The following is a 21613-nucleotide window of genomic DNA, read 5'->3' on the forward strand; positions in this document are numbered from 1 at the left end:
ATTAATTTGATAGGACAAAGGTAGGATCGTAAAGCGCCTCCGGAAAGGTATAAAAGGCTATTAAAATTGTACATTTTTCCTTTTATGGTGTTTTTTGTGTTGTTTTAAGCGGTTTATACGGCTTTTTTGGTTGACAGCCTGATAGAATTGTCTTTTCTAATGCTGCTTCGTATCTGGCCGCAGGGATTGTTTTTCCTGTTTTCCGGAAACTGTGGTAACCGGTTGAAGAATCCGGATGTGGTTGGGGAATTGGGTATTGAATTGGGGAATTTCCACACTTTTATTTTAGGGTTTTCAGTACTAAAGCCTTCATTATCATTTGAAAGTGTAAATGGCATACCGCTTGTTTTGTTGTGATTGTGCAGATTCCTCATCAAATGTGTGGAATTGCGATAGTAACGAATAGTACAACAAATATGAAAAGCGAATCAATTACTTCCGAACAATTATATTTTGCCAAAAACGATAGGGCTACAGCGGTACCCGGTATGGGCAATCCTGTTTTTTACAGCAATAAAAAAGCATCCAAAAAGGCGGCAAAGGGATCATTAAAGCCTTTAGGTATTGCAGTACTCGTGAGTACTTTTGTACTGTTGCTTGGCTCGACTTTCCTGGTGTATGAATTGCAGCCGGAGTTTGATAAAGTAAATCTGGAGCGCCTGAATACTACAGGGTGGTTTTGTTTTATCATACTAAGCACTTCACTGCTGTTGTTCCGATTGGGGTTTTTCCTGTATAATTTGTTTTTATATTTTAAATACAAGCCCGTTGAATCTGTTACAGACGCGTTACTGCCTACCTGTACGGTGATTGTTCCGGCTTATAACGAAGGCAAGCAGGTGTGGGATACTTTAATGAGCCTGGCAAACAGCGATTATCCGCAGGAGAAGTTACAGCTGCTGGCGATAGATGACGGAAGTAAGGATGATACCTGGTACTGGATGCAGCAGGCAAAAGAAAGGTTAGGGGACCGGGTATCGATCTATAAGCAACCGGAAAATAAAGGAAAACGTCATGCGCTTTACCGCGGGTTCAAGCTTGGTACCGGGGAGATTTTTGTGACGGTCGACAGTGATTCGATTGTAAAGGCAGATACTTTACGAAATTTAGTCAGCCCGTTTGTTACTAACGAGAAGTGTGGTGCCGTTGCCGGGAATGTCCAGGTTTTAAATAACAACAGCGGGATTATTCCGAAAATGCTGAATGTTAGTTTTGTATTGAGTTTTGAGTTTATGCGTTCTGCCGAAAGTGCGCTGGGATCGGTAATGTGTACTCCGGGAGCTTTATCGGCTTACCGCAGTGATGTGGTGTTTGCGTGTCTTCCGGAATGGATCAGCCAGACGTTTATGGGGCAGCCTTCCGATATTGGCGAAGACCGTGCGATGACCAATATGATCCTGAAGCAGGGGTATCATGTTCTGTTTCAGAGAAATTCGTATGTTTTGACGAATGTACCGGAGCAATACAGCGGTTTGTACAAGATGTTTATCCGATGGGACCGAAGCAATGTGCGTGAAAATATCATGATGTCTAGGTTTGTGTTTAAAAAGTTTAGAAACGGGTCTACAGTGGGAACCCGGCTTTTATTCTTAAACCAGTCGTTAAAGATCGTTATGGCCTATCCGTTTATTATAGCGATGTTACTTTTTATATTCACACATCCGGTGTTGTTTCTGAGCGCGACACTTTCCGGTATCCTGATTATGTCCAGTTTTTCCGTTTTCTTTTATGCGAAGCGGTATAGTATATCCGAATCATTCTGGGCTTATTCCTATAGTATTCTCTATACTTTTGGCTTGTTCTGGATCACTCCGTATGCCATTGCTACAGCAAACAGAAGAGGCTGGCTGACGCGTGGTTTAGTGGAGAAGAAATGAGAGGTAAAAAGCAAAGGGCAAGAGGCAAAGGGGAAGAGGTAAAAAGCAAAAAGCAAGAGGCAAAGGGCAAGAGGCAAAAAAGCAATGGGCAAGGTGTTATTGGGGATAGTCTGGGATATGCAAGCTTGTGATTGTATTAATGAAACCATAAATTATCGTTATTTGAAAATTGGGTTTTATTAATATTGTATTGATTATGAGTTGTTTGATTTATTTTTAGTATATTGAAGGAAATTTCAAACAGTGTTTTTTATTTGTGTTAAAAAGCATATTTCCTAACAATATATATTCCTGAATCATGAAGTGTATTCCTTTAATCGGCCGGTTTCTTTTCAGCATGATCTTTATGTATTCTTCCATTGCTAAATTTTCGGACAGTTATGTCTACGAAGCAGCAGTCAAGGGAATACCGTTATCCTATATCCTTATTCCGCTGGTTGGAATATTCGAATTGCTGGGCGGACTGAGTATTTTATTTGGTTTTATGGCAAAATGGGGTGCCTGGCTCATCATTCTGGTATTGCTGCCGGTAACTTTTATCATGCACAATTTCTGGGCTGTTGAAGATAGCATACAGCATCAGCTGGTTTTGATGACCTTTATGAAAAACATGTCTATTGTTGGTGGTGCGCTGATGATTTCCTATTTCGGAGCTGGACCATATAGCATTGATGCCGTTAAGAAGCAGCAAATTAAAGCATAAACCGGCTTTTAAGTTAATTGCCTTTTTGAAATGGTGTTTTTATGTTGCAGAGTCGGCTAAAATAATGCACTATTCCTTGTGAAAAGACTGTTAGTAAGGCCAGTTAACATATAAGGGTTTACTCATCCAGGGATGTTTTATAATTGAAAAAGAAAAAGGAGATTTATTAAGTAATAGATCGTAAACTCTTTTTTCAACGGTGAGTTCCCATTTGTCTTCATGTTCTGTTAGTATTCCATCCCGGATAAGCCAATTACCTCTGAAAGCATCAACAGAACAGCGGCCAATGGCTGTCCAGTGTGAAATAGCAGCTTCTATTAAACCGGTCATTAGCAATTGGTCTTCATTGGAGATCTCCATTTGATCAGCTAAGTCTTGATTTACAGGCAATCCGCAAAGAACTTTATTCAAGGACAAACAGACCTCATCTGTTTTCTGTAATCCTGTGATCAGATATTGTAAATAAAGGGCTGCATTATGCTGGTTTTCTGAACTGGTAAATTGTTTGCCGCTTACCAGACGAAGACGTTCCAATAAAACAGGTATATAATTTGTCAGGATTACCATTCCTGCGTTTTCTACCTTAATCGCTTCTTTCATAACAGTTGTTTAAATTGTTTTTGGTTGGATGTATTGATCCCTGTCAAAATAAGCAACAGCCGGTTTTTGCCCCATTTATTCATGGATCATAACGGATTTTACACTGTCGTTTTCTTTTAGTTTAATGACTAATGTTTTGGTATGCAAAGGAAAAAAATACAGCCTTTGTTGATTTATCCTGTAGAACAGATAGGCACTGTCAATCCGGTCCGGTTGTCCGAGCAGATTCAGTACTTCCTCTTTTTTCAATTTTTTCAGGGTATCGCTTGTCATTAAATAGTCAAGCATTTTGTCCCTATAGGGATAATCCCGATTTTCTTTTGTTTTCCATTTGATTTTATCAAAAGCAGCCACAGGTACGGTTTCCTTTTTATCGGTTTCCGTACGATCCTCTTTTTTGCAGGACAAAAAACACAAAGAAAGGAATACTATTAAAAATCGTATTGGCATGATTTGCTGTTTAATAACAATTAAGGCTGTAGTAAATTTAATAAAAGATTCCATGTAAGCCTAAGAAGACAATGAATAAGATAAATTGAAATGAAAAGCGAAGGCAATGTTTGGATAATATAGGTTCATTATTAGTATAATTTGATTACTTTAACACTATGGCTGGGATATATTGCGTGACTGTATTGCATTAATTTTAATTAAAATGAATTAATATGAGAAAAATAGTACGCTTTTTTTGAAAAATAACATAAAAAATCAAAAGGTTTGTTTTTTACTTTTAGTAATATTCATTAGCAATTTAACTTATGCTCAATGCTGGCAAAGTATAAGTGAAGGACATGGTCACACGGCTGCAATAAAAACAGACGGAACTCTTTGGACCTGGGGCTGGAATCAAGGCGGACAATTAGGCAACGGTACCAATAGCAATTCGAATGTTCCAATATCGTTAAGCTGCGGTGCGCTATCAAACAAGGAAGTTGCTTTTCAAAATGATTTAACGATATATCCCAATCCGGTAAACAATATTCTTAATATTGAATCCCAATCAACCATTTTTTCTATAGAGATTATAGATATCAAAGGAAGAGTAATTTTAAAATCCAAAGAGAACAGTAATCGGGCTTCTTATCAAAAGGAGTTTCAAATAATTTTCTGGTCGCAACAGAAGAAGGGAAGGCTCTGTACCGTTCTTTAGGCTGGGAGCTTTACAGTTTTTATACCTCTGTGGTTATTCGGGATTAAAACGAGATAAGCTTCTTAAAAAAAGCTATGTGTGTAAAAAGGTCATTAAAAAAGCAATGTTTGCAAATTGCGACTTTTTCTTTTTGGAATGTTAAAATGTGGATGTGTTTTCGTTATTTTAGCATTCTAAATATTTTTTATGACAAAAAATAAACACATAGGTAAAAATTTTTCATTACTATTTCTGGTATTGATAACCTTTTTAAAGGGGTATTCCCAGCAAAAACCTTCGTTGGGGAAAATATATGATCGATATGGAAAGCAGTATACTCTTAATGACATAACAATCAATACTCCGGATAGATCGTTAAATAGATCACCACAGCTGACATGTTCATCAACGTCTTATTTTAATTTGTTTTTCGAAACAGGATCAGGAATGGAAAATACTTCAAACCCGGTTCATAATGCCCGCAGGCTTGTAATCTGTAAAGTTTTTGAAGACTTGTCTAATTTTATTACTTCTCCACTTACTGCTACCGGTAAGAAAGTAAATATTTTGGTTAAGAATTTCAACAATACTTCTGCTCCGGCAGGAGTTTTAGGTATGGCATCTTCATATTACATTGCACCTTATAATCCAGGTATTTTTGCAGGAGGTATTTTGGATGGGGAAATGTGGAAGACAATACATCTGGGAAATGATTCTTATACTAATATGGGAAATTTAGGTAATTTTTACCACGGTGAGGTTGCTTTTAACTTCACCGATTCAAATATATTGTGGCATACAGATCTGACAATAAATGCACCAGGTAATTTATATGATTTATATACCGTTATGTTGCATGAGATAACGCATGCCCTGGGCTTTAATAGCTTTATAGATCAAAATGGAGCTTCAATAACCGGAATGGGATATTATACCAGATATGATACTTTTTTAAGATCCAATACAAATCAACCGTTGCTGACTATGGGGAGTTGTACAATGTATGACGTTAGTTTTAACCCAATCGTACCGCTTTCAATTTTACGGCCGGGGTGTACTTCACCAGACAATTTAAGCAGTGGTTCACTTAACAGTACGGTCTGTATTAATGCCGTAAAATATGTAGGAACTTCTACTGTACCGGTTTATACTCCAACCTGTTTTGAACCGGGTAGCAGTTTAAGTCATTTTGAAGATCAGTTATATCCAACCTGTACAAGTCCTTATGGTAATGATGCCTATTTTGTATTGAGTAACAATATCAACAAAGGAATTACCAAAAGATATTTAAAAAACGAAGAACGTAAAACCTTATGTGATATAGGTTATAATGTAAAAACTACTTTTGGTTCAAGTACTACAAGTAGTGGTTTTATTAATTATGGAGGCACGGCTTGTAGTGGTATTACAGTTGCTGGTCTTAATGATGGGATAAATGCAGATGGTACCTATACATTTATAGGCTCGATTAGTACAGCTGGTGCCACCAGTACCAACGTAATCCTATCAGGAATTTTATCCAACGATGTAAATGCTACTGGTTTTGAATGTCTGCAGGATATCACAGCAGCAGCAACACTTTCGGCAACAGCAGGGACAGCAGGAACAACAATTAATTTTACAACAACAGTTCCCGGTTTACACCTGTTGCGCTATGTACCGGTTAATGGTACACAACGAGGGAATATTACTTATATGTATGTATATATTTTACCACTACCTAATCCGGATAGCTGCAGTCCTGTACCTACAGCCTGTAATTTGGTAATGAATGGTGATTTTGAGCAGTATTCCAGTTTGCCAACAAATGCTTATCAAATAACAAAAGCCTGCGGATGGAATTATCCAAGTTCTCCTGTAATGGCTCCTTCCTACTTTAATGCGCTTGCTGCTCCTAATTCAACTTCTCATACACCAGGTGTTCCTTGTAATATGCGTGGCTATCAGACGTCTAACAATAATATTGGTAATGGATATGCAAATATCATCGTTTCCAAGCATAATCTGGGTAGAGCACATTTGTATACAACGTTAAAAACACCTTTGCAGCCCAACACTACTTATCAATTGAGTTTTGACGCATCGCTAGCTGAAGGATCTAGTGCTTTTGCAAGTAGCTTACAGGCTTATTTTTCGAATATTGAAGTAGTCCCTCTAAATCCTACGACAGAGATTAGTATTACAAATACAGCTAATCTATTTACATCATCAGGAATAATAAGAAATACTAATGGCTGGGATACCATAACATTTAATTTTACCACGACTACGGGTGGTGAGCAATTTTTGTATTTAGGAGCATTGAATAACGAAACAATAGTGACAAATACTCCTGCTTCGAATATTCCAGGATGTGAATATTATAATTATGCGAATGAAGAATTAAACTCACCACAAACTTTTCGTAGAAGTTATTATATAGATAATGTTGTTTTAATTCCTACTAACGGGAAGAAACTGGAACTACCTACAGCTATTTGTACTACTCAAAAGCTCAATGATTTAAGAGCTTATTTGTCTGATGTACCCGAGAATGGCGTTTTTTCAGGTCCGGGCGTAACGGTAACCAATGGCGTTTATTCTTTTAATGCCTCAGTAGCAGGTGTTGGCATTATAACCATTGGCTATACATTCACTAATTCAAATGGTTGTGCAACAACTTTATATGGAACGATTAATGTAACAACCACAGCGGCTAATACGATTGCAATAGATGCTATAAACGATGATTTTACCAGTGCACCCATATACAGTAATACCGGTGGTACTACTATTAGCGTATATGCAAATGATAAGTATAATGGCGTGCTTTCTAGTCCAGAATCGTTATCCAATGTTTCTATGGCATTAGTTGCACCGGTTTCTATTGCAGGTGCAAGTATTGATAGTATGGGAGCAATTACTGTTCCTGTAAATACTCCGGCTGGAACTTATGTTTTAACTTATTCATTAAGTGTTTTTGGGAATTGCAATGTTACAGACACTGCTACAGTTACTATTGTTGTAAGTAGGGCAAATGAGTCTACGCTGCCTGCTAATGTAAGAGCTAATAATTTGGTTAGGAATATTGGGCAGCAAAATACCAATAAAATAATTATTGCAGGTCACTTTTCCACCTACAATAATATTTCAAAACCTTATATAGCCAGACTTAATACTGATCTAACATTAGACCCAGGCTTTAGTTATACAGGCAACCAGGGAGGAAATGGATTAGCAATACAATCGGATAATAAAATCATTGTAGTGTCGACTAATTCAGTATTTAGCAGTACGACTTCATGTGTTACCAGATTATTGCCGGATGGAGGTGTCGATCCAGGTTTTAATGTGGGTGGTGTAGGTACTGCGGGAATGTCTGGTCGTACAAATCATAATGGTTATGCCTGTGCAATACAATCGGATGGTAAAATATTAGTGGGAGGGGATTTCTATTCATATAATGGAGTACAAAAAGAAGGTATAGTAAGGCTTAAGACGGACGGGACTTTAGACCCTACTTTTAACCCTACAGAATTAAATACATATTATTGGGCTATTGTTCAGGCCATATTGATACAACCGGATGGTAAAATTCTCTTATTGGGTAGTTTTTCATCACCAGTTGCAGGTACTACAGTAAAAAATATCATTCGATTGAATGCCAACGGTACACTTGATAGTAGTTTTTTTGCTGGAGATACCATAGGCTCAATAAGTTATAATGATCTGAATGTCTCTATTTTTGGTCCTTTAACTAAAATGGTGTTACAGGCAGATGGTAAGATCATAGTTGTGGGAGGTTTTACAAAATATAATGGTACTAATGTAAAATGTATCGTAAGGTTATTAAATAACGGGCAAATTGACCCTAATTTTAATATTACTATGGGTGTAGAAAGAGGTATAAATGACATACTCTTGGAACCGGGTACTAACAAAATAATCATTGCAGGAGAGTTTACTACTTTTAATGGAAATCCGGTGAAAAAGATGATACGTCTTAATCCAAACGGAGCATTAGACTCTACGTTTTCTATTGGTGAAGGAACTACAGATTTGCCAGGTATAACCAATAATTATATTAAAGCGTTAAAATTACAGAGTGATGGTAAAATAATAGTGGGAGGGAAATTCTTGACTTTTAATGGACTACCGGCTGGAAATATTACCAGAATATCTGGTTCGGCAGGCTTCCAGGCTAAAGTTGGTGAACCTGAGATTGAAATGAATCAAAGCTATAGCAATATTAAAGTTTATCCAAACCCAAGCAAGGAGCTGTTTAATATTGATTTAAGCCAGGAAAAAGAAGCCTATTATTTGGTTTCTATTTATAATATTTTAGGCGAAAAAATATATTCTACGAGTTTAACTCCAAAAGAGAATAATATAATAAATCTGCAACATTTGGCAACGGGTTATTATTTGGCAAAACTGGAAAATGGTATACAGACAGTAACTCTTAAGCTAATTAAAAACTAATAAACATGATTATAACGAAAAGCGTACAATTGTTATGCACATAAAATAGCTTGGATATTTGATGAAATCAATATGAATCATTAACCTAAAAATGATCTTTAAAAAAATCTCAAAAGTATAAGTTGCTTTTGAGATTTTTTATGTGATTCAACCCTATCTAAAATAATTTTCAGATTTGATTTTAGGACAATATTGTTAGGGTAGCTTTATTAATAGCTATTTAAAATGTAGCCAATTATATTGTTCTTGTCGATGATTTAGCTGTTTACGACAGTATAGTAACAGAAAGCAGTCACAGGAGAAAACACCTCGCCGCTTTTTTGATGAAACAGCTTGAACAGCTGGCCTTATAAAAAGGAGGTTCGAATAATTTTCTGGTCGCAACAGAAAAAAGGAAGGTATTGGACTGCTCTTTAGGCTGGTAACTTTGCTGCCTTTATACCACTGTAGTGATCCTGGATTAGTGCCAATAATTACCCGAAAAGTCAAATGCCCGAAAAAATAATTTGACCTGGATGAATAAAAAGGCGGCAATAAGTTTAGGCAGATACAGGTACAATAACCGGTTCTGATTTTTTTTAGGTTACAAAATCCTTTAGCAGGGTTTTATCTCGAATTATTTTTGTACTTATGCATTTTTCCTTTTGATAAAATGAATAATCAACAATACCCGATTCCACACAACGAATTAGAACGTTTAGCCGCATTAAAGCGTTACAATATCCTGGACACATTGCCCGATCATGCTTTTAATGATGCAACAAAACTGGTATCCTACATCTGCGGCGTACCTATTGCCCATATTTCATTTATAGATGAAAGCAGACAGTGGTTTAAATCCGAAATAGGAATTGGAGTGTCGGAAGTTCCGCGTGAAATTACGTTCTGCCAGTATACCATTATGGATTCCAAAATGGTTGAAATAAGCGATACCTTTTTAAACGACCAATTTAAAGACGACCCGAATGTAACCGGAGGCTTTAAAATCAGATTTTATGCCGGTATTCCGCTTACCACGCCTGATGGTTACAACATAGGCACCATCTGCGCGATAGACCACGTTTCTAAAGAGCTTAACGAAAACCAACGGAATGCCCTTTCAATCGTGGCAAAACACGTTATAAACCAACTGGAACTAAGAACCAAAAATATTGAACTGGACGCTCAGAGAAAAATTGCCGAAAGAGCGGTATTGGCCAAAGATAGTTTCCTGGCCAATATGAGTCACGAGATCAGAACACCGTTAAATGCGATAATTGGCTTTACGGATCTTCTTGCCCAGACAAAACTGGATGCTACCCAACATGATTATATCGATAGTGTACAGATAGCCGGAGAAAACCTGTTGCTGATCATTAATGATATCCTGGATCTTTCTAAAATTGAATCCGGTAATTTAACCATTGAAACAGAACCATTCAATTTAAAAAAGACACTTAAACACGTTTATAATTTACTAAAAGTAAAGGTTCCGAAAGATATTGAATTCAATCTCTTCCTGGATGCCGATATGCCGGAAATGGTGGTTGGCGATCAGGGAAGACTAAACCAGGTGCTGGTTAACCTTGTGGGTAACGCTCTGAAATTTACAGAAGATGGAGAAGTAACGGTTTCTGTAAAAATGGTTGAAGAAACAGACAATCATTATGCACTTCGGTTCTCGGTTAAAGATACCGGTATCGGTATTCCGGAAAATAAGCTCAAAACTATTTTTGAACGTTTCACGCAGGCAGAAGAAAGTACTACGCGAAGATTTGGCGGTACAGGACTTGGTCTTAGCATTGTAAAGCAGTTAATTGAATTACAGAACGCCGAAATCCAGGTGAAGAGTAAGGAAGGAAGAGGTTCCGAATTTTTCTTTGTACTCACTTATGAAAAAGCAGCTTATACGGAAACAAAAACGGAAACATTATCCGGAGAAAACCTGGGCAGACTTAAAATACTGCTTTGTGAAGACAATGTTTTAAACCAAAAGCTGGCGAAGAGTGTTATCAATAACTTTGGTTTTGAATTAGACATTGCCGAAAACGGAGAAGTAGGGATAGAACTCTTATTAAAAAACGAATACGATCTGATACTGATGGATCTTCAGATGCCGGTTAAAGACGGTTACCAGACCACCGAATATATCAGGAAAGACATGAACTCATCGATTCCTATTGTTGCCATGACGGCACACTCTCTTATTGGAGAACAGGAACGTTGTTATGATGTGGGGATGAATGCTTATGTACCCAAACCGTTCAAGCAGGCAGTCCTTTTAGAAGCTATAAAAGCGGCATTGAGCCCGGATAATAAACTTAACCGTAAGCGAAAGGTCGATTTGTCTTTTATAGATGAAACATCAAGCGGAGACCAGAACTTCAGAAAAGAAATTATAGCTCTTTTTATAGAAAAAATTCCGGCCGATGTAGCACAGCTGCAGGAAGCCTTTCAGAATAATGACCACGATATGGTAAAGCGGCTGACGCATAATATGAAATCCAGTTTAGACATGTTCATGCTGGAAGACCTTAGTCACTGTTTGTCCGCTATCGAGATGGAAGCCGGATTGGGTCAGTTTACCTCAGCAACAGCCGGGGAAATCGATACCCTGCATTCCGGAATTGTAGAAGTAGTTAAATATTTAAAAGAGCTGTTGTAAAAAAATATTATATATGATTTTACATCATTTTTGGCTCGAATAAAATACAATTTGCCCCCAAGACAAATATTAAATCAATGAGAATAGTTTTAGCAGAAGATAATGATATCCTACGCAAATCATTATCTTTTTTCTTAGAGTCTAAAGGATATACTGTTGACCAGTTTTCTGATGGTAAGGATGCACTGGATGCTATTGAAACCAATAGTTACGACCTGATCCTTACCGATATCAACATGCCCGGCATCAGCGGAATGGAAATCACGCAGTATGTAAGACAGCGCCTGAATTCGGATATTCCTGTAATTATACTGACTTCTTCAGGGGTGGAACAGACCGAACTGGATTCTTTCGACATCGGAGCCAACGAATTTATAGCCAAACCGGTCAGTCCGGCGGTGCTTTTGGTGAGAATCAATAAGCTGTTGAACATCCGTGTTTGATGACGTTTAGATACGATTTCATTTTTCTGCCGGTGTACAGATAGTACAGAAACAGGTTTACTTTTCAGCTAATTATTACGAAATACTTCTAAAATGATACATTTCCGGGAACTTTATACAAGCGGTACATGGAGCGAGCCTTTTTTAATCCTGGCAACCGGCTTGTTTATAACGGCATCATTTTTCCTGTACCTGTTCATTATTAAAAGCCGAAGCGGTAATATAAAAAGGGAAAGGCTCCGGATCGTATACAGTAGCTGTATTGACAAATTACTGTTTGCCGTGGCTTTTCAGGATATTCCTTTTTCTGCCGTTATGCAGGACGAAGAGTATGTGGCGAAAGCGGATAACCGTTTTTTCCGGGAAGTGATAACGGAGTCGGTTATCAACCTCCATAAAAATTATGATGGTCTTTATGCACAGAAGCTGGAACAGTTTTATAAAGAATCCGGATTAATCAATGATTCCTTAAAAAAGCTTAAAAGCCTCAAATGGGATGTCCGCTGTAAAGGGATTACCGAACTGGCGGAGATGAACGTTAAGGACGCTTTCGATACGATCATAACATATTCCAAAGCCCGGAATAAAACCTTGCAGATTACCGCTATAAACGCGGGAATCAAACTGGGTGGGACAGAAGGAATCGTACACCTCACAGCACATCCTTATCCGATTGATGACTGGACGCAGGTGAATATTATAGACGCTTTTAAAAAACATGATTTAGGCGATACCAAAGGGATTGAGTATTTACTGGAATCACAGAATACAACGGTTATCGCTCTCGGCCTAAAGCTTATTAAAGAACTTAAGCTGTCACAAAAAGTGCCGTATGTAGCACAGTTGGCCGAAAGAGCGCCCAATACCGCAATAAAATATGAAGCGCAAAACGTATTACAGACATTAACAGTATAAGCAGATGATTTTTTTGAATAATGAAATAGCATTGTTTTTTGACCTGTATTTAGTCCTTATACTGGCCTATGCGGTATTGATTATGTCGTCCTATCTCATATTGGCATACCTTTCTGCCAAAGAGCTGAGAGGCTATCTTAAAAAGAATAGTTTTGTAGATTATAACGTACTGCTTACAAGCGAATTTGCGCCGAAACTTTCCCTGATCGCACCGGCATACAATGAAGGTTTCACGATTGAAGAAAATGTAAAATCGTTACTTTCCCTGAATTACAACAATTACCAGGTGATCGTAGTGAATGACGGGAGTAAGGACAATTCGATGGAGATCCTGATCAGGACGTACGATCTTGTCTTAACGGAACTTGACGTACATTCAAAAATTGAAACAAAAAAAATAAAAGGCCTGTACCGCTCCCGGAATGCAGCATTTAAAAAGCTGATTGTAGTTGATAAGGAAAACGGTGGCAAAGCCGATGCCCTGAATGCAGGTCTTAACATAGCAGAATATCCATACGTGGTATGTATTGACGTGGATTGTATCCTTGATAAAGATTCGCTGCTCAAACTGGCAAAACCTTTTCTTGAATCGCATGGCAAGCGCATTATTGCGACCGGCGGCGTAGTGAGGATAGCGAACCAGTGCATCATTAAAAACGGACGTCTGGTTGAGGTAAATGTTCCGGATAGCATGCTGTCCCGCATACAGGTTCTGGAATATTTAAGGGCTTTTCTTTTAGGAAGAATGGCCTGGGGCAGGCTTGACGGATTATTATTAATCAGCGGGGCTTTTGGAGCCTTTGACAAGGAAATAGCCTTACTGGCTGGTGGCTATAGCACCAAAACGGTGGGTGAGGACATGGAACTCGTGGTACGCATGCGACGCTATATGCTCGAAAACAAACTGCCTTATGCGGTTAGTTATATACCCGATCCGCTGTGCTGGACCGAAGCACCGGAAGAATTCAAGATATTCAAAAAGCAGCGCAGCCGCTGGATGCGGGGAACGATCGAAACCCTTAGCATTCATAAAAAAATGTTCCTGAATCCGAATTATAAACTTTTGGGACTAATCAGCGTGCCGTACTGGACGCTGTTTGAATTCCTGGCACCCGCAATAGAGTTTATAGGACTTATCATGACGGTAATATTCCTGATATCCGGTATGCTCAACTGGCATTTCTTCTTTTTACTGGTATTGTTTGTCTATTCCTTTGCTATTTTCTTTTCCGTTATCGCACTGTACTGTGAAGAACGTACGTACCACAAATACCCCAAGCAAGCCGATTTTGTAAAGCTGTTACTGGCCGCTTTTATAGAACCGTTATATTTTCACCCGATAACGGTTTATTCCGCCTTGGTAGGGTATAAAGAAAAAGTTATGGGTACCAAAGGCTGGGGCGAAATGACCAGAAAAGGGTTTACGAAGAAGTGATGATAAAGTAACTGTTTTTATGTTGGCAAGGAATGGACATTGTAAATTTGTTGTTTTGAAAATTGAGTATAGTCGTCTTTTATTACTGCAAATCTTTTGTCAACATTATGATGAATATCTTCTATAATTGAAGTAAAGAAGTTGAAATTGGCAACTTGAAATTTAGGGTTAAGATTTCTTATGTAGGTTTTGAATTCATCAGATTGAATATCTAATATTCGAATTGACGCGACAGAAAAATCGAATTTAGATAAATCATATGTTGAATTTTTTAAAACAGGAATTTCAAATATCATGTTTATAGATTGATGTTGAATTAATATCAGCTAATGTCCAGTTGGCTTGACGCAGTAGTGTAGCCAGTCGATGAAAGATAAACTTTTTCGTGAAGAAAAACATCAAGTTAAAGATAAACTTGCTATTGCGCAACCGCTGTTAGTTGTGATTTTTGAGATCAGGATTATCTTTGATAAAATCAGAAATTTGCTTTTCAATTTGTGCATTTTTTTCATCTTTTCCATCCTCATTAATTAATTCTCTTAATTTAGCAAGAACAATTGCTCTATTCCTAGCACCGACGATTCCATATTGATTCAATAAACCCTCTTCAATTTCTGAAATTCGTATTTTTACTTTCGCTGCATCAATTTCATATTCTTTTGTAACACATCTGAATTCATTTCTAATAAATTGAAACGCTTGATCTAACATATTTAAAAATCCAACTTTTAAATTTTCTTCAGCTGAGTTTGTTAATTCAGGGCAATATTTGAGTAATGGTTTGTCTATACCATCAATGAATCTGGGTAAATCTTCAAAATTATCGCATTCAAAATTGTGTGCGAATTGATTTCTAATACTTATTATATGTAATAGATTGGTATAAGTTTGTTTGTCAATTTTACTACAATCATTAAGCAAATCAATTTTTGCACGTAAACTTATTGATGATGACTTATTGTCAAGTGTTTTTGTACTACCATGCAAATCTAAACCCATCATGTGTTTAATGAGTTTTGAAGTTAGAGATTCAATGAATAGTGTTCTCTCGATTGCAATTTGTCTATTTTCAAATTTTGGCATAAAGTTTAATTAAATCATAGCTAAATCTCCCGACGGCTTTAAGAAGTTGGGGTTCTTTATTCCCAAACCATTCCGTTAGGACTGAAGTAAATATACAAAGTCCCATTAGAAACCCAACCACAATTTCTTGAAAACATCGTTATGTGTGGTTTTAATTTATTGTTATATCTCTTATTCTGTCAGATAGGAATTTTTCGATAAAATCAGAGTTATTGTCATTATAATTTTGGAGTAAAGTAATAATATCTTCATCAATCAAAGGAATTATTAAGCCTCGACCGTCTCTAAAAGTATCTTTACATCTATCTAAGAAAAGCGCAAAATTATCAATGTTACGGCAAACTATAAAACCAACTTGACCACGATGTATTGAAAATCTACCTGCAATTTGATCTAATTCTGGGTTTGCCACATCAGAGCTATAATTCTTGCATTCTACAAAAATGTAAGGACAAGGAATTCTCTGATTTTGTGGTAATCTATAAAAAATTCCTTCTTTTGCAGCGTTATCAAATGTGATATCAATTCTTTTTCTTCCAGAGTGGATTTCTCTTTCCTTTTTAGGATTGATTAAATTTGGATAGAACAATAACCCGAGAATTCCAATCATCATCCTATGATAATCTGTAGCATTAGCTGAACCAGAAGGAATTCCTTGTAAGTGTCTAATCAAGCCTCTAATAATTTCACGAATATTTATATCTGAAAACTCGGAATTAGATAATGAATCTATATTTGTCTGATGTTTAAATTGTTCTAAGACCTCTGGATGATCCTGAGTAAAAGTTCTTAAAAAGCTCTTGGTTTGTGGATAATCTTCTTTTAAGCGTTTTTTTGTTACGAACCTTGTCCCGTTTCTTCTTCTTTCTACAAGAGCTGTTCGCATTCTTAAATGCTCATTTTGTAAATATTCTAAAACGAAACGATTATAATATGTATCTGGAGTATATGCTTTGCTAAATGAAACAATTCCTTTAGGAACTAATAATATTTTTTTGCCTTCTATAACTAACATATCAGTGTGCTCCGTTTGCCATTCATCATCATCTCTATTCCAAAAATATTCTGATGCTATTCCTGAAGTGAGAGGTATATTTAAAAGATTACATTGAGTTTGAGTATATTCAATTAGATGTTTAGTGATAATATTTGTTGTCATATCAGATAGTTTGTCCTTTCCAAAATTTTCGACAAAAAGAATGTTGTCTTCAATATCTTGAATTAGTCCGGTTTGAATAGCTCTACTACTTAATAAACTATCGTAGATTTTATCTGTATCTTCAAATCCAACACCTTTGCCTTGAGGATTTCCTCTCGACATTCCTAAACAAGTAGAATTGGGCTCATGTAAATGGTCAAATAATTCTTTAGCTTCGTCTTCATTTCCATTTCGAATTGCATCAATAACGTTTTGGAAAAAACTCTTCAGAGTCAAAGAAGCTTCAATTGACCAGTTATCATTTCTCTTGCTTAAAAAAAAAGGGTCTAAAAATAAAGGTAAGTCTTCTGTTGGATCAATGTCAACAAAGTCTAATTCAGCTTGTGACATATTTAAGCCAAAGATTTCACTAATTTTCATAAAACTTTTATTTATTTAAATGAATGTAGTAAATATTTTGTTTGTTTTTAAGTTTTGTAAAGAAAAATCACATATAACTTTCAAATATACGATTATCAGTTTTAATTAAGATATTACTATTACTTTTGTCGAATTGTTTAAAAATTGGCGATTTTAAAAAGATAAATATAGTAAAGCGCTTGGTTTATTGTGTTAAGTTTGTTTGTGTATTTTCTTAATTAAGTGTTCTTATTTAGTGAAAATAAGTTGTTTTGGTTACAAAATAGATAAATAGTATTGCAGTATTGATGAAATCTAATAATAAAAAAGCCCTCATTAATAGGGCTTTATATAGTTTTTATTTGCTTGTTTTATAGGTACTACTTCCCGATGCAGAAATTAACTTTCCAATGATTACAAGGCTTTAAAGGAAGTGAGGTACAATAAGGGTACAAAGTTTATCAAACTAACGATAAACATCACAAACAAAACAACTAGTTAGCATACAGATCGAATGTATAACCTGAAGGACGGGTTATATCTACAAAGATACAAATTCAGATCCATTAAAAGATTTACTTGTTGAAATTCCTATTTTTCAAATGGTAGATTTTCCATATTGGTTAGAGGGTCGTACTAGTCCGCTCTTTTGAAGGCCCATTGAATCTTTAAGTAGCTGAAAATTTAAGTTCAACTGTTTCTTAATTTTGTTGTTCACTTTTTGATACGAACCCCAATTGAAAATATTACCTAATTATTGACAATAATAATCCTGATATTTGGGAAAAAGAAAGTGTTCTTGTTGAAACAATATTATCCAAAGTTTTACCAAGAAATGATTTGAATTATGAATACAAAAAAAGAATTAGAAAAAAAAGATTGGCATTATTATGTTTATGAAGAAAATAATACCATCAGATTATCTGTGCCAATTCCAAAGCCGGCTCCCGGATTTGATGTTTTTTATATTTTGAATGAATACGAAAAAGAAAAATATTTAGAGATTGGGATTAAAGCCCTTGAAGAAAGAATAGAAGATATGAATGTAACTTTTATGACTACCAAATGAATTCATGGAGATAAGTAGAAATATGTAATATATAAAATAGCTAAAGCTATATTTGAAAAACAATCGAAAAATTACTCTAAACGAAGAGTTTAAAACTGGACCGGATCATTTTTTAGGAACGAAATAAATTAAAAATCATGAATTACACTTTAGAAGACGTTAAAAAGTTCATTGTAGAATTTACTGAGCTGGAATATCAGTTTGGAGTAGGCTTTTATGACAGTTCAATTAATCACGAAGAATGGCAAATTTTAGTTGCGAAACTTGAAAATTTCTATAATGCGGGATTAGGCTATCACATAATTATCAATACTATTCGAGATGAGTCAAGAATGACTTTAGAAAGATTCAATAATAATAAAAATAATCTTAAAAAAAGAAGATTGTTTTTAATTAGAAAATATCAAAACCCTAAATTTGGTGAAGGTATATATAATACAGATTCTAATATAGTTTTTTCTTGTTTTTTAGGATCTAATACGGAAATAGGAGCAGAAGTTTACGCTAGAAATACAAGTGTCGGTATCGTTAACGGTGAGTTAACGGTTATTTCAGAGAGAACCCTAAATCATGATAAGGGTTTAGATGAAGTTGAATGGGTTTATAATAAAAGATCTAATGTATATATAGAAGATATTACAATTAAAGACGACGGTATATTAGTTGAAACACTAAGAGTTGTTGAGCCTGAGCATCCTACTTGGAAAGCAGATTACAACGAAGGATAATTTTGGTAATTTAAAAAAGCAAAACTTCTAAAGAATAGAAGTTTTGCTTTTTAATACTTAAAACTAAAAAACTATGAATTATACATTGGAAGACGTTAAAAATTTTATTTTAGAATTTACGGAATTAGAATATCAATATGGGTTAGGAGCATATGATAACTCAATAGATACCGATAAATGGAATTTTTTAGTTGAAAAACTTGAAAGTTATTATGGTAATCGTTATGGCTATTTCTCAACAATTAACAAGTATAGAAATGAGTCTTTAATGAATGAAGAAGAATTATCTATTAAGAAAAGAAATTTACGAAAAAGAAAATTATTTCTAATACGTAAATATAAAGAACCTTCATTTGGAAAAGGAATATTTAATACGGATTCTGATATAGTTTTTTCTTGTTTTTTAGGTGCAAATTTAGATATGGGAATTGATGTATATCCAAATAATATAAGTGTTGGAATCGTTAATGGCGAACTAAAAATAGTAACAGAAAGAAAACTAAATTCTGAAAGAAGACGAAATGAAGAAGTTATTGAATGGATCTATAATGAAAGATCTAATACTTATATAGAAGATATCACAATTAAAGACGACGGTATATTAGTAGAAACATTAAGAGTTTTCGAGCCTGAACATCCTACGTGGATGGCAGACTATAACGAAGGATAATATTATCAAACTTTAATAATTATAAAAGCGAAATTTCTATTTTTTAGAAGTTCCCCACGCTGGCGCATTCTATGATAAAAAACAAAAATAAATTGCAGAGCTAAAAGCTCGCGCCAGCGGGGACGTCTACAGCAGGTTGCTAAAGCTAATAATGTCAAAGGAATGACAGGATTCTTTAAAATTTAATTTAAGAAAGAGAAGATAATGGTAATTTTAGAGATATAAATGAGGTTGAAAGGCGTATGAATAGTATTGCTAAAGAAGACCATATTGATAAATTAGAAAATTTAGAAAGGAATAATAAACTAATATATTGAAAATAATTATATATGATAGACATTGAAAAAAAGTTTAGAGATAGAAAGAGCAGTTTGTCCAAAGAAATTTATGATTCAGGTTATTTAGTCTCTTCAGGTGCAGTATATATGCCAAGCGAGGCTATACCACAAAAAGACTTAGAAGAAATATTAAAAGAAAGAAATTTGACTTTTCCTGAAAGTTTAATAGATTTTTATAGTCAAGCCGCTAAACTTAATTTTGTATGGAGAATCATCGATGAAAGTTTTCAAAATGGTAAAGAAAAAGAAGCGGTATTTAAAGAAGATCCATGGATAAAGAAAGAGTATTTAGATAATGGATATAGTTGGGAAGCTGTAAAAATATTGCTTAGTGGTAATTTAAATATAACACAACTTAAAAATGTTATAGATTTAGAGAATGTAAAAACAACCGGAATGTATGATGCTGCAATAAGTGTAGGATTAAACGGAGGAGATTTACGGCCTATCGATACTAATGAATTTGCTGTTGCCTGTATGAAGGTTGAAAACGGTAAATTAATAGACAATATTTATCTGTATACAGGTTTTGACGGTTTTCCCGAAGCATTGTACGACATGAAAGTTACATTTGAAAAATACTTAGAATTAGCTTATAAAGCTAAATGTTTCAATTATTGGAATCTAACTTATTGTTTAAAAGACAAATCACCAAGTTACGAACTAATGAAACGTTTTTTTCCTGTAATCTTTCCTCATTTGAAACCTGATTTAGCAGAATTTGGAATAGTGTAGTAATATTTCAAGTCAAATAACTAAAAAGCGAAATTTTTTAAAAGAAGTTTCCCATACTACCACACGAATCCTTTCGTGTGGTATTTTTATTTCAAAAAGTTTTTATCTTTATCAAAAACATAATTGATGAGTCGTAATTATAAGCTCTTGCAGGATGTTTTAAAAGATTATAATTATTAAACTACACGATGCAATCGTGCGGCAGTGTGGGACTGGAAAAGAATCAGAAAGAGATGCGGGAATTACTGACGTAATACGATGAGTAAAACAACAACTAGCCAACTTGCAGCTTTTAAATTTAAATAATAAGATATGTTAGAAAAATTTGAAGATTTTATTACTGATTTGAAAAATAATTCCTTTGTTATAATTAGGGAAGATAATGTAGAAGATAATGTAGAAGATAATAGAGAATTACTTAAATACCGAGATGCAGAAGGAAATTTTGAAGAGGTTTATGAAGAAATGAAAATAAAAGTACCGGAAAAAGATTGGGAATATGAAGACTTAGGTGCCTTAAGCCTAGACTGGGATGCGGTTACTGATCAATCCGATGAAGCATATCTTTGGGGTGGTTTTCAGCTTCATAATTTTTCGTCTGCATTATCATCCCCTTCTGATTTTTGGGAACCTTATAATGAAGGTCGTCGTTTTTGGGAAAATAATCCACAGCCTGAGGCTGAGGCTATTTGGAAAGATTTTTTGCCTAAATTAAATTATATCAACGGGTCTGGTCATGGCAGTGATGGTACTTTTGGCTGTATATTGCGAGAAGAAGGCGTATATCCATGTCCTATGTATTTTTATGATTCAGGAATTTGGTTTGAGTTAAATATGACCCTTGAAGAATATTACAATACTATGCTCCAATGTAAGGCGGTCTATTACTGGCAGTATTTTTACATTGACACAGAAGAAATCGTAAAGAAACTAGGTAATTTTAAACCTGTCTTTATAGAGCATGGAGGGCAATATCTGGAAGGCCCACATGCATTTGATGATAAACTGAGAGATGGTACTATTTCTACCTCAGTCGAGGGTGTTTTGTTGCAAATGAAAAACATCATTAAACGCTTCCCTAAATTATTTCCAGATGTAGATTTAGCTTATTTTAAGGAAAGATGTGCTGCTTTAGAAAAAGCATTGAACAAATAAAATTTAACTTAAAAAGCAAAAGCGAAATTTCTTAGAAGTTTCACATACTGCCACACGAATCCTTTCGTGT

Annotated in this window: 19 protein-coding genes; 13 read left to right on the top strand and 6 right to left on the bottom strand. The window is 35.3% G+C overall.

The window, feature by feature from the left end; genetic code table 11:
• Nucleotides 1-113 precede the first annotated feature (113 nt).
• The gene (locus tag B3394_RS00505) at nucleotides 114-338 is read right to left on the bottom strand and encodes a hypothetical protein (RefSeq protein WP_286911834.1); all 225 of its coding nucleotides are present in this window, start codon (nucleotides 336-338) and stop codon (nucleotides 114-116) included.
• A gap of 78 nt (nucleotides 339-416) precedes the next feature.
• Between B3394_RS00505 and B3394_RS00510 the strand changes: the two genes are divergently transcribed.
• Complete coding sequence (locus B3394_RS00510) at nucleotides 417-1877, top strand: glycosyltransferase (RefSeq protein ID WP_286911836.1); 1461 nt, start codon at nucleotides 417-419, stop codon at nucleotides 1875-1877.
• A 298-nt stretch (nucleotides 1878-2175) separates the two neighbouring features.
• Entirely contained in the window at nucleotides 2176-2580 is a 405-nt protein-coding gene (locus B3394_RS00515; protein WP_286911838.1) for a DoxX family protein, read from the top strand.
• A gap of 90 nt (nucleotides 2581-2670) precedes the next feature.
• Here the strand turns inward: B3394_RS00515 and B3394_RS00520 are convergent, their stop codons facing one another.
• Together B3394_RS00520 and B3394_RS00525 are read right to left on the bottom strand one after the other, a co-directional pair.
• The gene (locus B3394_RS00520) at nucleotides 2671-3180 is read right to left on the bottom strand and encodes a contractile injection system tape measure protein (protein WP_286911840.1); all 510 of its coding nucleotides are present in this window, start codon (nucleotides 3178-3180) and stop codon (nucleotides 2671-2673) included.
• A gap of 75 nt (nucleotides 3181-3255) precedes the next feature.
• The gene (locus B3394_RS00525) at nucleotides 3256-3630 is read right to left on the bottom strand and encodes a hypothetical protein (RefSeq protein ID WP_177734730.1); all 375 of its coding nucleotides are present in this window, start codon (nucleotides 3628-3630) and stop codon (nucleotides 3256-3258) included.
• 238 nt (nucleotides 3631-3868) lie between these two features.
• Between B3394_RS00525 and B3394_RS00530 the strand changes: the two genes are divergently transcribed.
• From B3394_RS00530 to B3394_RS00555, 6 genes are all read left to right on the top strand, one after another.
• Nucleotides 3869-4330, top strand: a complete 462-nt coding sequence (locus tag B3394_RS00530; RefSeq protein ID WP_286911841.1) for a T9SS type A sorting domain-containing protein — start codon at nucleotides 3869-3871, stop codon at nucleotides 4328-4330.
• Nucleotides 4331-4516: 186 nt separating this feature from the next.
• The gene (locus B3394_RS00535) at nucleotides 4517-8770 is read left to right on the top strand and encodes a T9SS type A sorting domain-containing protein (RefSeq protein ID WP_286911843.1); all 4254 of its coding nucleotides are present in this window, start codon (nucleotides 4517-4519) and stop codon (nucleotides 8768-8770) included.
• Nucleotides 8771-9422: 652 nt separating this feature from the next.
• Nucleotides 9423-11414, top strand: a complete 1992-nt coding sequence (locus B3394_RS00540) for a GAF domain-containing hybrid sensor histidine kinase/response regulator (protein ID WP_286911844.1) — start codon at nucleotides 9423-9425, stop codon at nucleotides 11412-11414.
• A 77-nt stretch (nucleotides 11415-11491) separates the two neighbouring features.
• Nucleotides 11492-11857 carry a response regulator transcription factor gene (locus tag B3394_RS00545; RefSeq protein WP_177734726.1) on the top strand — a complete coding sequence of 122 codons (366 nt, stop codon included), beginning with the start codon at nucleotides 11492-11494 and terminating at the stop codon, nucleotides 11855-11857.
• Between the two features lie 93 nt (nucleotides 11858-11950).
• Nucleotides 11951-12772: a hypothetical protein gene (locus B3394_RS00550; RefSeq protein ID WP_286911845.1), complete on the top strand. Its 822-nt coding sequence runs from the start codon at nucleotides 11951-11953 to the stop codon at nucleotides 12770-12772.
• A 4-nt stretch (nucleotides 12773-12776) separates the two neighbouring features.
• A complete protein-coding gene (locus B3394_RS00555; protein ID WP_286911847.1) occupies nucleotides 12777-14207 on the top strand; it encodes a glycosyltransferase family 2 protein in 1431 nt (476 codons plus the stop codon).
• A gap of 17 nt (nucleotides 14208-14224) precedes the next feature.
• Here B3394_RS00555 and B3394_RS00560 read toward each other — a convergent pair whose 3' ends face one another.
• The 3 genes from B3394_RS00560 to B3394_RS00570 all read right to left on the bottom strand — a co-directional run bounded on the left by B3394_RS00560 (nucleotide 14225) and on the right by B3394_RS00570 (nucleotide 16869).
• Complete coding sequence (locus B3394_RS00560) at nucleotides 14225-14503, bottom strand: hypothetical protein (protein ID WP_286911848.1); 279 nt, start codon at nucleotides 14501-14503, stop codon at nucleotides 14225-14227.
• 139 nt (nucleotides 14504-14642) lie between these two features.
• Complete coding sequence (locus tag B3394_RS00565; protein WP_286911849.1) at nucleotides 14643-15290, bottom strand: hypothetical protein; 648 nt, start codon at nucleotides 15288-15290, stop codon at nucleotides 14643-14645.
• Nucleotides 15291-15441: 151 nt separating this feature from the next.
• The gene (locus tag B3394_RS00570) at nucleotides 15442-16869 is read right to left on the bottom strand and encodes a hypothetical protein (protein ID WP_286911851.1); all 1428 of its coding nucleotides are present in this window, start codon (nucleotides 16867-16869) and stop codon (nucleotides 15442-15444) included.
• 826 nt (nucleotides 16870-17695) lie between these two features.
• Between B3394_RS00570 and B3394_RS00575 the strand changes: the two genes are divergently transcribed.
• The 5 genes from B3394_RS00575 (at nucleotide 17696) to B3394_RS00595 (ending at nucleotide 21543) form a co-directional block, all read left to right on the top strand.
• Nucleotides 17696-17917 carry a hypothetical protein gene (locus tag B3394_RS00575; protein ID WP_286911853.1) on the top strand — a complete coding sequence of 74 codons (222 nt, stop codon included), beginning with the start codon at nucleotides 17696-17698 and terminating at the stop codon, nucleotides 17915-17917.
• Between the two features lie 137 nt (nucleotides 17918-18054).
• Entirely contained in the window at nucleotides 18055-18645 is a 591-nt protein-coding gene (locus B3394_RS00580) for a hypothetical protein (protein ID WP_286911854.1), read from the top strand.
• A 73-nt stretch (nucleotides 18646-18718) separates the two neighbouring features.
• Nucleotides 18719-19315 carry a hypothetical protein gene (locus B3394_RS00585; protein ID WP_286911856.1) on the top strand — a complete coding sequence of 199 codons (597 nt, stop codon included), beginning with the start codon at nucleotides 18719-18721 and terminating at the stop codon, nucleotides 19313-19315.
• A gap of 329 nt (nucleotides 19316-19644) precedes the next feature.
• The gene (locus B3394_RS00590) at nucleotides 19645-20388 is read left to right on the top strand and encodes a hypothetical protein (RefSeq protein ID WP_286911857.1); all 744 of its coding nucleotides are present in this window, start codon (nucleotides 19645-19647) and stop codon (nucleotides 20386-20388) included.
• Between the two features lie 312 nt (nucleotides 20389-20700).
• Nucleotides 20701-21543 carry a hypothetical protein gene (locus tag B3394_RS00595; RefSeq protein ID WP_286911859.1) on the top strand — a complete coding sequence of 281 codons (843 nt, stop codon included), beginning with the start codon at nucleotides 20701-20703 and terminating at the stop codon, nucleotides 21541-21543.
• The last annotated feature ends 70 nt before the right edge of the window (nucleotides 21544-21613 follow it).

The sequence above is a fragment of the Flavobacterium sp. UBA4197 genome (assembly GCF_002379575.1).
In the GTDB taxonomy this organism is placed as follows: domain Bacteria; phylum Bacteroidota; class Bacteroidia; order Flavobacteriales; family Flavobacteriaceae; genus Flavobacterium; species Flavobacterium inviolabile.